Genomic DNA, 12210 nt, shown 5'->3' on the forward strand with positions numbered 1-12210 from the left:
CGCATGCAGCCGCGGACCTGGCTGGCGTGGAGGACCGGCGGATCCTCCGCGATCAGCGAGTAGTCCGGGATCCGGCGGTGGAGTTCCTCGAGGGCGATGGTCAGCTCGATGCGGGCCAGGTGGGATCCGAGGCACCGGTGCGGACCGCCTCCGAACGACAGGTGCCGGTTCGGGCGACGATCGAGGATGAGCTGACTCGGATCGTCGAACTCCTCGGCGTCGCGATTGGCCGAGCAGAGGGTCAGGATGAGCTGATCCCCCTCCTTGATCTGCACCCCGCCGAGCTCGACGTCGCGGGTCGCGCGCCGTCCGGGAGTCACGGGTGCTTCGAAGCGCAGGATCTCCTCCACCGCGCTGGGGATGAGGGTGTCGTCCTCGATCAGGGCCTGACGCTGCGCGGGGTTGTTGTACAGGTGGATGATCGACCACGCGAGCGCGCCCTGCGTCGTGTGCAGGCCGGCGATCAGCAGCAGGAAGAACATCCGGTACAGTTCTTCGTCCGTGAGGAGCCGCTTGCCACCCTCGAGCTCCACTTCCGTGTGAATGAGCGTGGAGGTGATGTCGTCGCCCGGGTTCTCCCGACGCTCCTGCACCATCTTGTGGAAATAGCCGAACATCTCGAACCCGGCCGCGACCTGCGCCTGCTGGTTCTCCTCCGGGCTCAGCCCGGGCTTGCCCAGGAGGACGGTGTCGGTGGCCTCGGTGAACAGCGGCGCGTCCTCGAGGGGCCAGTCCATGAGCGCCAGGAACACGCGAGTGGGCAGCTCGTGAGCGAACTCCGTGATGAATTCCGCCTCGCCCTTACCAGCGAAAGCGTCGATCAGGTCGTTGGTGTGGGCGCGGATCTGCTCCTCCAGCGCCTTCATCCGGTTCGGGCTGAACAGCGGCTGCATCGCCAGGCGGTAGCCGGTGTGCTCCGGCGGATCCAGCTCGATCGGGATGAACTTGCCCATGCCACCGGGGCCGGTGACGAGGTTGTTCGGGTAGCTCGAGAAGGTCTCCGGGTCGCGGAGGACTTCGTGGATCTCCTTGTAGTGTGTGACGATCCAGTGTCCGCCGTGCGCGGTGGAGTACACGACCGGGCCCTTCGCCGCCAGCTCGGCGACCCGCTCCTGCACGGTGTCGACAGGCTGCGCGAGCGTCTGGTCGTAGATGTCGAAGTCGACGACGAGTTCGTCGGGTACCGACTTTTCGGTGGTTGTCATCAGGTGTTCCTCGGGCCGGAATCCTCAGCGGGATTCGATGGTCAGCGCTCGCTCGGGGCAGACGACGGCCGCGGCTTCCGCGGCGGGCACGTCGTCGTCGGACAGAAACTCCTTCAGGAGAACGGGATATCCCTGGTCGTCGCAGTCGATCAGCTGCGGGGAGGTCGAGTAGCACAGGCCGTGACCGGCGCAGGCCGAGCGATCGACAACGAGCTGCCGCGTCTGTTGCCGGGTATCGGACACGATCCGATCCCTCCTTTCGAAAGCCTCTGCGCGCGAAATCAGTTGGATTCGAGCGTGGGCTTCAGTTCGTCCTCGGGGAACATCATCGCGACGCGGGAGAGAGTGCCGCCGTCCGTGGCCGGCAGGGTCAGACCCGTGATGTAGGCGGCGTCGTCCGAGATGAGGAACAGGGCGGCACGCGCGTTGTCGCCGAGTGACGGCGGGCGGTTGAGCTTGAGCGGGATCGGCGAGATGCCCGGATCCCAGGGGCCGGCGACCTCTTCGTAGGACTTGCCGACGACCGGAGTTCCCGCGGGCGCAAGGAAGTTCGGCGACATGCCGTGGGTCGGAGCGACGGCGTTGACGCGGATGCCGTACTTGCCGAGGTCCAGGCTCAGGCCGCGCACGAGGCCGTTGACGCCGGCCTTCGTCGCCGAGTAGAGCGCGATGCTGTGGTAGGCCGCGAAGGACGCTGCCGAGGAGGTCGCGAGAATGACACCGCCACCGTTGGCGCGGAGCGCCGGCACCGCAGCCTTGGCGGTGTAGACGACGCCGCTGAGGTTCACGCCGAGGACTGCCTGCCAGTCGGCGTCGGTCAGGTCCTGAAATTCGACCTGCTCACCACCGGCGACGGACGGAACGCCGCCGCGCGAGACGATGCCTGCGTTGGCCCAGGCCACATCGAGCTTGCCGAAGCGATCGACAGTGGCGGCGACCGCGTCGATGACCTGCTGTTCCTTGCTGACGTCGGCGGTGATCGCGATGGCCTCGCCGCCCTGCTGCTCGACGAGTTCGACGGTGCCCTTGGCACGCTCGGCGTCGATGTCGACGACGGCGATCTTGGCGCCTTCGGAGGCGAACAGCTGGGAGGCCTCACGTCCCAGTCCGGAACCCGCACCGGTGATGAGAACGACCTTGCCTTCGAGTTTCATGCGAGCTCCTCTGCTCATGGGCTGCTGGGAATTAGGTAGATGCACTGTGCGGCAAGCGGTTCCGACCCTCCTGCCGTTTCGGGGCCCGAAGTGGATGCCGTCGTCCCACCTCAGCGAGGGGGCTTGCCGCGTGTGACCCAGGTTACCGCCACGCTACAGCTGACGTCAATCGAAATTTGTAAAGTGATATGTGAGTGATCGAAAAAAGCGGCCGGCCCCGTCCCGTGAAGGGAAGGGGCCGGCCGGGTGGTCGCGGACCGAAAGCCGCTGGGCTGCTTCGAAACCTACCGATCGACGACGGCAGATGCCGTCACGCGGACTGCGCCACGATGCTGGGCAGCAGGAAGTTCGTGAGCATCCGCCGGTTCTCGGGATCCTCCTCCGAGCTGAAATCCATGCGCCCGACCAGGACGAGCTGGACGAGCGCGATCCACTCGCAGATCTCCTCGTCGGTCAGGCCGTCCCGAATCTCACCGCGTTCGCGCGCCTCCGCCAGCAACGGGGCCCACATCTCGTATGTGAGCCGCGCCGCCAGACCGGTGCTGCCGACCAGCGCGGTCGCGAGATCCATGTGCTCGGGGCTCACGATGAGCCGGACGATCGGATCGTGACGGCCCCGTTCGACCAGGAAGATCAGGCCGTCGACGATCTGATCGGCCAGTGTCTTCCGTTCGCGGAGATACGCGCGCGCCTTGTCGAACAACCGACGCGATCGCGCCTCGATCAGGGCCGTGATCAGCGAGTCCCGGTCGCCGAAGTAACGGTAGACCGTCGGCCTCGAAACACCCGCTTCCTTGGCGATGTCGTCCATCGTCGTCTTCGAGACGCCGTACCGCTGGAACATCGACTCGGCGGCCTTCAGGATCTGCGCGCGCGCCTCCTCCGTGTCGTCACTGAGGACGCTCCCCCTCCGTCGCGCCATTGCATTGCTCCTGAAATGTCGATTCCCAGCAGAAAAGTTTCGTTTGATGATACAAGATGCGTCACTTGTCAACGAGTTGGCGCGGGCCTGCCCGGACCACCGCACCCTGTGACACAAAGCGAAACGCCCCGGGAGGTCGACCCCCCGGGGCGTTCGCGACCCGCACAGGCGGGTTCTGTTCTCGTCGGCTACTCGAACAGATCGGGCAGTCCGTCGGACACCCTGTTCGGGAACTCGGGGTCGCGCTTGCCGAGAAACGCGTCGACCCCTTCCTTCACGTCGTCCGACGTGCCACGGACGTAGATGCCGATCGATTCGGCACGATGCGCGATCTCGGGTTCGGGTGCACCGAGCATCCGCCACATCAGCTGACGGGTCAGCGCCACCGAGACCGGCGCCGTGCCGGTCACGAGTTCGCGGGCGAGCTCGACCGCCCGGTCCAGCACCTGATCGGCCGGAACCAGCTCACGGACGAGCCCACGCTCGAGTGCTTCCTGGGCCGGCACCATCCGGCCACCCACCGTCCACTCGACCGCGGTCGAGATTCCGACCGCCCGCGGCAGGAACCACGTCGAGCAGGCTTCCGGCACGAGCCCGCGCCGCGCGAACACGAAACCGAATTTGGCTGTGTCCGCTGCGATTCGGATGTCCGCCGGCAGTGTCATGGTGACACCGACCCCGGCGGCGGGTCCGTTGATCGCCGCGATCACCGGCTTGAGCGACCGGTAGATCCGCAGCGAGACCTGTCCTCCGGTGTCCGGCGGGGCCCCTCCCGTCTCGGGATCGTCGCCGAGGACGAACGTGTCGCCACCGGCCGCGAGATCGGCGCCGGCGCAGAACGCACGTCCGGTTCCGGTCAGGACGACCGCCCGCACCGAGTCGTCCGCATCCGTCTCGTCGAAGATCGCGCCGAGCTTGTGGCACATCTCGTTGGTGAATGCGTTGAGCCGATCGGGTCGGTTCAGTCTGACGATCGCGATCTCGTCGCGACGTTCGAGGACGACGATGTCGTCGATTCCTGCTTCGGGCACTTGATTGCTTCCTTCCGGGGCCCGCGGACCTGTGTAGGTCAGCGCACCTTGTCGAAACGCTCCGACACGTCCTTGTACTCGGACCGGATCGCGGTCTTCGACAGCTTGCCGCTGGGGAGCCGCGGCAGCGGCTCGTCGCGGATCACGACGTAACGCGGAACCTTGTAATCGGCCATCAACCGGTCGCAGTGTTCGATGATCGTCGCCTCGTCGACACCGTCGCCGACGGTCACGATCGCTGCCGGGGTCTCGCCGAACCGCTCGTCGGACGCCGCGATCACCGCGACCTCCTGGACACCGGGGATCTCGCCGATGACGCGCTCGATCTCGACGGGCGAGACGTTGATGCCGCCGGTGATGATGAGGTCCTTGAGACGATCGACGAACTTGACGCGTCCCTCGGCGTCGAGGGTGCCGAGGTCGCCGCTGTGCAGCCAGCCGTCGCGCAGCGCGGACGCGGTGGACTCCTCGTCGTTCCAGTACCCGGGGGTCACGCCGGGACCGCGCAGCAGGATTTCGCCTTCCTCGCCCGGGTCGGCGTCGGTGCCGTCGTCACGGACGACCTTCAGTTCGGTGAAGATCGAGCCGGAGCCGCACGAGTCCGGGTGATCGAACGCCTCGGCGACGAGCGTCGCGGTCGCGACACCACCGGCTTCGGTCATGCCGTAGATCTGGCGCAACGCGACGCCCTTGTCGGCCCAGCGCTTCAGCAGCGCCGGCGCGACCGCGGCGCCACCGACGATCGCGGTGCGCAGCGAGGACAGGTCGGCCTTCTCGAATTCGGGTGCCCGCGAGATCGCCTCGAAGATGAGCGGCACACCGAAGATCGCCTGCACCTTGTGTTCGCCGAGGAGCGTGGCCGCCCGTCCCGGATCAAGTTCCTTCTCGATCACGAGGGTGCCGCCGAGGACGGTCGTCATGATCAGGCCCCACACCAGACCCGGGGTGAACACGAGCGGAAGCACCAGCAGCGACGTGGAGCCGGGCCGGAAGCCTTCCTCGGTGAGAGTGGCCTCGAAGACGATGTTGAGCAGGGTGCGGTTGGTGCAGATGACACCCTTGGACAGCCCGGTCGAACCGCTGGTGAACAGCAGTGCCGTCGGCTCGTCGGGGTCGAGGTCGACACGGAAGTCGTCCTGCTCGCCCTCGCGGAGCGGGGTGATGTCGTCGAACGTGAGCGTGGCGAAGGTGTCGCCGAGCTCTCGGGCCTCCTCGACCGTGCCGGTGAACTCGGCCGGTCCGATGACCAGGACGGCGCCGGCATCGTCGACCACCTTGCGGAGCTCGGCGGGCTTGAAACGCGGGTTGAGCGGAACGAGCACCGCACCGGCCTTGAGCACACCGAGCGCGACGACCGGCCAGGTCAGCGAGTTCGGGCCGAGCACGCCCACCCGCTCGCCGGGCTTGATTCCGCGATCGACGACGGCGCGAGCGATGCGGCTCGACCAATCCTGGAGCTCGCGATAAGTGAGGGCTTCGCCCGCGACGATGATCGCGTTCTGCTCGCCTTTGGTCTTCGCCCACCAATGCAATGCCGAGCCGACGGTGGTAGCCATGTCTCCCTTGCCTTTCCCGTACCGAGAAGAATCCGAATCGGGTTTGTCCCCAGAAGTTTTCAGCGCGAATGAATCGAGGAGACGGGGTCCTCACGTCGCGTGTGATCCACGCTATCCGCATTTCTGTGAGACGTCAATCAAAATCTGTTACTTGCAAAGCGCGGGACGCTCGCGACGAGTCCCGCAGCCAGTGCCGTCACTCCCCCGACCACGAAGACGGCCACATACGCTCCTTCGGAGGGAATGCCGGTCTCCGCGATCGTGTTCGACGCGAGCAGCGTTCCCACCAGCGCACCGGCCAGCGAACTGCCGAACGTCCGCGCGATTGCGTTGACACCGTTCGCAACACCGGTGTCCCGCAGCGGCACGTGCTCCACGAGCATCGCCGGCAGCGCGCCGTACGCGACGCAGACGAATGCATTGAGAATCGCCACCGCCGTGATCATCTGCCAGGTATGGTCGTGGGCCAGAATCAGGAACACGAACCCGCACACGCCGACGGCACACGCCGTCGCGAGAACCCGGTCTGCACGGAACCTGCGGACCAGGAACCCGCTGATCGCGGCCGCGACGACGCCCACGACCTGCCCCGGCAGCAGATACACCAGACTCGTCACGAGGACCGACGCGCCGAACCCGTACCCCGCGTCGCCGCGGGAGACCTGCACGAACATCGCAATCGCCAAGAACTGCACGAACATCGCGATGCCCACCAGGAACGCGGCGAGGTGCGCCGGTGCCACCGCGCGAGCCGTGAGAAGGGCCGGAGCCACCAGTGGTTCGGCGCACCGTCGTTGGTGCCGGTACCAGGCGACGAGCACGAGGACACCGCCGGCGGCACAACCGAGCGTCGGTACGGACACCCAGCCCCAGGTCCCGCCCTGCGCCGGTGCCAGCAGTAGCGCGGACAGGCCGATCGCGAGCCCGAGTGCGCTCCGGACGTCGAACCCCGCTCCGGCACCGGAACCGGCGCTGCGGGGCACCACCGCCCAGGCGATGACAAGAGCGAGCAGCGCGAGCACCACCAGCAACCAGAACACGCGGCGATAGTCGTCGCCCTCTCGGTAGAGCAGTCCGGCCGCGATCATTCCCGCACCGCCCCCGACGCTCATCGTTCCGGACATGACGCCGAGCGCGGGCGTGAGCCGATGCGAGCCGAGTGCGCTGCGCAGGACGGCAACCCCAATCGGGAACAGAGCGAACGAAGTCCCCTGCAGTGCACGGCCGGCGACGAGCACGGGCAACGAGTCCCACGCAACGCACAGCAAGGACCCCACGAGCACCACGCCGAGAATCCCGAGTAGTACCTTCCGTGGCCCGCGCCGGTCGGCAAGCCTTCCGAGCAGAGGGGTGGAAACGGTGGCGGCGAGGAGATTCGCCGTCACGATCCACCCGGCAGCGTTCGTACCCGCCTCCAGTTGCGTCGCCATCGCCGGCATCAGCGGCACCACGGCGGTTTGCATGACCGCCGTGATCATCACGACGAAACACAGTGCAGGAATCAGCACACCGGGCGGGACGGTGGGGTTGCGTACCCCTCCCCTCGCGGTGGCGAGTCGTTGGGTCACCATAGGCCGGATCTAGAGGTCCAGGGTGAGCTTCGCTGTGCAGCTGCGAGATACGCAAATCATCATGCAGTCGTTCTCGGCCTGCTCGTCTTCGGTGAGCACCGAGTCGCGATGATCCGGCACGCCGTCCAGCACGGCGGTTTCGCACGTGCCGCACGTCCCCTCGCGGCACGAGAACGACACGTCGACACCGGCGCGGAGTACCGCGTCGAGAAGGGTCTCCGACGCGTCGACGGTGATCGTCCTGCCCGATTGCCGGAGCTCGACGTCGAACGCCTGGTCGACGGCATCGGCCGGACGCTCCTTGGCCGCGAACCGTTCGACGTGCAGGGCGATACCGGCACGGTTGCGGCACTCGTTCTCGATGGCCTGCAGGAGCGGCTCCGGCCCGCAGCAGTACACGCCGGTGCCGGCGGCCACGGCGTCGAGCTCGCCCGCCAGATCGAGGAGGCCGTATTCGTCCTGGGGACGGAGCAGGACCCGGTCGGGATACCGGGCGGCGAGGTCGTCGGCGAAGGCCATGCTCGCGCGGGTGCGCCCGCCGTACAGCAGGCGCCAGTCGGCGCCGGCCGCTTCCGCGGCCCGCACCATGGGCAGCAAGGGGGTGATGCCGATTCCGCCCGCGACGAAGAGGTACGACTGCGCGGGCTCGAAGCGGAAGTTGTTGCGGGGACCGGCGATGCTGACGAGGTCGCCGATCTGCAGCGAGTCGTGGACCCACCGCGAGCCACCGCGCCCGTTCTCCTCGCGCAGGACCGCGACGGTGAGGCAGGTGTCGTCGGCCGGGTCGCCGCACAGCGAATACTGCCGGACCGTCGACTCGTCGATGATGATGTCGATGTGCGAGCCGGGATCCCATGCGGGAACGCGCCCACCGTCGGGGTCGGCGAATCGCACTGCCACGACGCCGTCCGCGACGACGTCCTTGCCGATCACCTGCATCTTGTACTGCTCCGAGTTGCTGTGTGCGGCCATCAGTGCTCCCACTCCCCTGGACCTCGCCTACGCGCTAATCTTATGTAATTAGTTTTAGGGCGCGCAAGGCGCACCCGCGACCACACCGCACGCAGCACCGGGAGAACACCGCATGACCTCGACAGATACCGCCCATCCCGCCGACTCGGTCCTCGACCTCTTCAGGCTCGACGGGTCCGTCGCCGTCGTCACGGGCGCCGGCAGCGGCCTCGGGGCCGGCTTCGCGCGCGCCCTCGCCGAGGCCGGCGCGGACGTGGTGATCGCCGCGCGCCGGCGCGACCGCCTCGAGGCCGTCGCCCCGGCGGTGGAGGCCACCGGCCGCCGCTGCCTCGTCGTTCCCACCGACGTCACCGACCCCCAGCAGTGCACCGCACTCGCCGAAGCCACGATCGCCGAGTTCGGCCGCCTGGACATCCTGGTCAACAACGCCGGTGTCACCCATTCCGCACCCTCGACACGCGAGCGGCCCGAGGATTTCCGCGCCGTCATGGACGTGAATCTGTTCGGCGCCTACTGGGCGGCGCAGGCATGCGGCCGCGTGATGAACCCCGGTTCGAGCATCGTGAACGTCGCGAGCATGCTCGGCCTGATCAAGTCGGTTCTCCCCCAGGCCGCCTACGCCGCGAGCAAGGCCGGTCTCATCGGCCTCACCCGGGATCTGTCCCACCAGTGGTCGCAGCGAAAAGGCATCCGCGTCAACGCGATCGCACCCGGTTTCGTCGAGACCGACCTGATCTCCGAGATGTCGTCGGATACGCTCGCGGAGTTCCTGCGCGGCTGCTCGCTCGGTCGCACCGCCACGCAGCGCGAGATCGACGCCGCTGTCGTGTTCCTCGCCAGCCGTGCCTCCGGCTACATCACCGGATCGACGCTCGCCGTCGACGGTGGCACCTCCGGACACTGATTTCCTCGGACACCGATTCCGACGACCAAGGGACGACACACCGATGACGATCTCCACCAGCACGACAAGACTTCGCGGCGACCGGGTTTCACTGGCCGCCGATCTCTGGGAACCGGCCTCCGAGCAGAAGGGCACGGTCCTGTTGCTGCACGGGGGCGGGCAGACACGGCACTCGTGGCAGCGCACCGGAATCCGCCTCGCGAATCGGGGCTGGCGTGCCTACGCCGTCGACGCGCGCGGGCACGGCGACAGCGACTGGGCCCACGACGGCGACTACAGCAGCGATGCGCACGCCCGCGACATCCGCACGATGGTCGACGAACTCGGGGAACCACCGGTACTCGTGGGTGCGTCGATGGGCGGGATGGCCTCGCTCATCGCCGCGGGAGATCACCCGGGAGTCGCCCGGGCACTGGTGCTGGTGGACATCACCCCGAAATCCGAACCCGAGGGCCTGTCCAAGATCACCGGATTCATGCGGGCGGGACTCGCCGGCTTCGACAGCCTGCACGACGCGCTCGACGCGGTGATCGCCTACAACCCGCACCGGAGCCGTCCCCCGCGGCTGGAGGGACTGCGCAAGAACCTGCGTGAACGGGACGGCCGCTGGTACTGGCACTGGGACCCGCGGATGCTCGCCCACCGGACGAACCTTCCGGAAGCCGCCGCCGAGCGCGAAGCACGTGCGCGGGCCGCCGCTCGCGGGGTCACGGTGCCGACCCTGCTCATCCGAGGGGCGCAGTCGGATGTGGTCAGCACCGAGGGTGCGCGCGAACTGCTCGAACTGATCCCCGGGGCACGGCACATCGACGTCGGCGGAGCGGGGCACATGGTGGGCGGCGACGACAACGACGTGCTGAGCCGGGGCCTGGTGGAGTTCCTCGACGAGACCGTGCTCACCGCGTGACCACCGGCCCTGCTGGAACCGATACCATTTCTTGCACCCTCCGGGCGGACCCACCCGGAGGACCGTACTAGCCGAAAGCGAATGATGGCCCGACCGTCGAAGCCTCTCATCAGTCGCGCGTCCGCGGTGGCCGCGTCCATCGAGATCATCGACTCCGAGGGACTCGATGCGTTCAGCCTGCCGCGCCTGGCGAAGCACCTCGGGGTGCGGGCGCCGTCCCTCTACCACCATTTCGCCGACAAGTCGGAGATCCTCGCCGCGGTCGCGCAGGAGATCGCCGGCAACATCCCGCTGCCACGGCGCAAGCCCGGCCCGGGATGGCCCGAGTACTTCGTGACCCTGAGTTCGAACTTCCGCAAGTCGATCCTCAAGCATCGCAACGCCGCACCGATCCTGCTGCAGTACCTTCCCCGCGACCTGCTGATCGGCAGCTACGAGGACACCGCGCAGTTCCTGGAGAAGTCCGGGGTACCGGCCCGCCTGCACGTCCAGATTCTCGACGGCATGGAGCGGCTGACCCTCGGTGCGGTGCTGACCGAGGCCATGCGCAAGCCGAGCACGAAGAACACGATCTTCCCCCACGTCGATCCGGAATCGCAGCCGCTGCTCGCCCGGGCGCTCGCCGAGAACGAGTTCACCTCCCGCCAGCTGTTCGAGGAGATGATCCGCAGTTTCCTGTACGGGGTGATGCGCAGCGAGTCGGCCGGGCAGACCGAGGAACTGACGGTTTCGGCGAACTGAATAGGGCGACAAGCGCAACGATGCCCCCGCGGATCGAATCCGCGGGGGCGTCGCCTTTGTGGAGCCGTGTCAGGCAGGCATGTGGACGGTCTTGGTCTCGAAGAACTCCTCGAGGCCCTCGATGCCGCCTTCCCGGCCGAGGCCGGACTGCTTGTAGCCGCCGAACGGCAGGGTGAAGTCCATCGTCGCGGTGTTCACGCTGATGGTTCCGGTGCGGATGCGCCGCGCCACGTCGAAGCCGTGGTCGATGTCCTCGGTGTACACCGCACCCGACAGGCCGTACATCGAGTTGTTGGCGATCGCGATCGCGTCCTCCTCGTCCTCGTAGGTGATCACCGAGATGACCGGCCCGAAGACCTCTTCCTGCGCGATGCGGGAATCGGGTGCCACGTCGTCGAGCAGCGTCTGTGCGACGAAGAAGCCCTTGTCGAAGCCCTCCGGACGTCCGCCGCCGAGGACGACCTTGGCGCCTTCCTCCTTGGCGATGTCGATGTACCCGAGGACGCGGTCCTGCTGACGCTTCGACGCGAGCGGGCCGAGGAAGTTGGTCGGCTCCCACGGGTTGCCCATCGGCAGGGCGCCGTACGCGGCCTTCAGCGCTTCGATCACCTCGTCGTGCCGCTTGCGGGAGACGAGGACGCGGGTGAGGGCGATGCAGGCCTGACCCGACTGCATGCAGCCACCCATGGGCAGCGTCTGCAGCACGTGGTTGATGTCGGCGTCGTCGAGGATGATCGCCGCGGACTTGCCGCCGAGTTCGAGGGAGACCCGCGCGATGCGCTCGCTCGCCAGCGACATGATGCGACGGCCCGCGGCGGTGCTGCCGGTGAACGTGATGTGGTCGACGTCCGGGTTGGTGACGAGGGTCTCCGACACCTCACGATCGGCGCACAGCACGCTCACGACGCCTTCGGGGATACGGCCTTCCGCGACCAGCTCGGCGATGACGTCCGCGAACACGGACGGTGAGAGCGGTGCCTCCGGAGCGGTCTTGAGCACGACCGAGCAGCCGGCCGCGAGCGCCGGGGCGAGCTTGAACGCGATCGTGCCGACCGGGCCGTTCCACGGGATGATCGCCGCGACCACACCGGTCGGTTCCTTGACGATGCGGGACACGCCACCGCCGGCGCGGGGACGCTCCTCGCTGGTCTCGAACGTGCGGGCCACCGCGGCAACCGCCCGGAACAGACCACCGATCATCTGCTGGGTGGGTCCGCTGACACTCACGGGGACGCCGACCTCGACGA

At 67.6% G+C, this 12210-nt stretch carries 12 protein-coding genes; 3 read left to right on the forward strand and 9 right to left on the reverse strand.

Annotation, left to right across the window (positions count from 1 at the left end):
- The 8 genes from I0Q12_RS07730 to I0Q12_RS07765 all read right to left on the reverse strand — a co-directional run.
- Positions 1-1205, reverse strand: a 1205-nt coding sequence (locus I0Q12_RS07730; RefSeq protein ID WP_197251435.1) for a cytochrome P450, incomplete at its 3' end; no start/stop codon positions are given.
- A gap of 24 nt (positions 1206-1229) precedes the next feature.
- Complete coding sequence (locus tag I0Q12_RS34615) at positions 1230-1448, reverse strand: ferredoxin (protein WP_248675066.1); 219 nt, start codon at positions 1446-1448, stop codon at positions 1230-1232.
- A 38-nt stretch (positions 1449-1486) separates the two neighbouring features.
- Positions 1487-2359: an SDR family NAD(P)-dependent oxidoreductase gene (locus tag I0Q12_RS07740; RefSeq protein WP_197251378.1), complete on the reverse strand. Its 873-nt coding sequence runs from the start codon at positions 2357-2359 to the stop codon at positions 1487-1489.
- 310 nt (positions 2360-2669) lie between these two features.
- Positions 2670-3281, reverse strand: a complete 612-nt coding sequence (locus I0Q12_RS07745) for a TetR/AcrR family transcriptional regulator (RefSeq protein ID WP_197251379.1) — start codon at positions 3279-3281, stop codon at positions 2670-2672.
- 188 nt (positions 3282-3469) lie between these two features.
- Entirely contained in the window at positions 3470-4312 is an 843-nt protein-coding gene (locus tag I0Q12_RS07750; RefSeq protein ID WP_197251380.1) for an enoyl-CoA hydratase-related protein, read from the reverse strand.
- 38 nt (positions 4313-4350) lie between these two features.
- A complete protein-coding gene (locus tag I0Q12_RS07755) occupies positions 4351-5868 on the reverse strand; it encodes a class I adenylate-forming enzyme family protein (protein ID WP_197251381.1) in 1518 nt (505 codons plus the stop codon).
- A gap of 137 nt (positions 5869-6005) precedes the next feature.
- Positions 6006-7439 carry an MFS transporter gene (locus tag I0Q12_RS07760; protein ID WP_197251382.1) on the reverse strand — a complete coding sequence of 478 codons (1434 nt, stop codon included), beginning with the start codon at positions 7437-7439 and terminating at the stop codon, positions 6006-6008.
- Positions 7440-7448: 9 nt separating this feature from the next.
- The gene (locus tag I0Q12_RS07765) at positions 7449-8411 is read right to left on the reverse strand and encodes a PDR/VanB family oxidoreductase (RefSeq protein WP_197251383.1); all 963 of its coding nucleotides are present in this window, start codon (positions 8409-8411) and stop codon (positions 7449-7451) included.
- A 112-nt stretch (positions 8412-8523) separates the two neighbouring features.
- Between I0Q12_RS07765 and I0Q12_RS07770 the strand changes: the two genes are divergently transcribed.
- The 3 genes from I0Q12_RS07770 (at position 8524) to I0Q12_RS07780 (ending at position 10963) form a co-directional block, all read left to right on the forward strand.
- Positions 8524-9315: an SDR family NAD(P)-dependent oxidoreductase gene (locus I0Q12_RS07770; RefSeq protein ID WP_197251384.1), complete on the forward strand. Its 792-nt coding sequence runs from the start codon at positions 8524-8526 to the stop codon at positions 9313-9315.
- 43 nt (positions 9316-9358) lie between these two features.
- Positions 9359-10222 carry an alpha/beta fold hydrolase gene (locus I0Q12_RS07775; RefSeq protein ID WP_197251385.1) on the forward strand — a complete coding sequence of 288 codons (864 nt, stop codon included), beginning with the start codon at positions 9359-9361 and terminating at the stop codon, positions 10220-10222.
- A gap of 84 nt (positions 10223-10306) precedes the next feature.
- On the forward strand, positions 10307-10963 hold the full coding sequence (locus I0Q12_RS07780; protein ID WP_197251437.1) for a TetR family transcriptional regulator: 657 nt from the start codon (positions 10307-10309) through the stop codon (positions 10961-10963).
- Between the two features lie 69 nt (positions 10964-11032).
- On the opposite strand, the gene I0Q12_RS07785 is transcribed toward I0Q12_RS07780, so the two are convergent.
- A partial coding sequence (locus I0Q12_RS07785) for an aldehyde dehydrogenase (protein ID WP_231610228.1) occupies positions 11033-12210 on the reverse strand: 1178 nt, incomplete at its 5' end.

The organism is Rhodococcus sp. CX (assembly GCF_015865005.1).
In the GTDB taxonomy this organism is placed as follows: domain Bacteria; phylum Actinomycetota; class Actinomycetes; order Mycobacteriales; family Mycobacteriaceae; genus Rhodococcus.

Coding starts and splice junctions, on each gene's coding strand:
- I0Q12_RS07740 (WP_197251378.1), bottom strand. CDS start 2,359: ATGAAACTCGAAGGCAAGGTCGTTCTCATCACCGGTGCGGGTTCCGGA.
- I0Q12_RS07745 (WP_197251379.1), bottom strand. CDS start 3,281: ATGGCGCGACGGAGGGGGAGCGTCCTCAGTGACGACACGGAGGAGGCG.
- I0Q12_RS07755 (WP_197251381.1), bottom strand. CDS start 5,868: ATGGCTACCACCGTCGGCTCGGCATTGCATTGGTGGGCGAAGACCAAA.
- I0Q12_RS07760 (WP_197251382.1), bottom strand. CDS start 7,439: ATGGTGACCCAACGACTCGCCACCGCGAGGGGAGGGGTACGCAACCCC.
- I0Q12_RS07765 (WP_197251383.1), bottom strand. CDS start 8,411: ATGGCCGCACACAGCAACTCGGAGCAGTACAAGATGCAGGTGATCGGC.
- I0Q12_RS07770 (WP_197251384.1), top strand. CDS start 8,524: ATGACCTCGACAGATACCGCCCATCCCGCCGACTCGGTCCTCGACCTC.
- I0Q12_RS07775 (WP_197251385.1), top strand. CDS start 9,359: ATGACGATCTCCACCAGCACGACAAGACTTCGCGGCGACCGGGTTTCA.
- I0Q12_RS07780 (WP_197251437.1), top strand. CDS start 10,307: ATGGCCCGACCGTCGAAGCCTCTCATCAGTCGCGCGTCCGCGGTGGCC.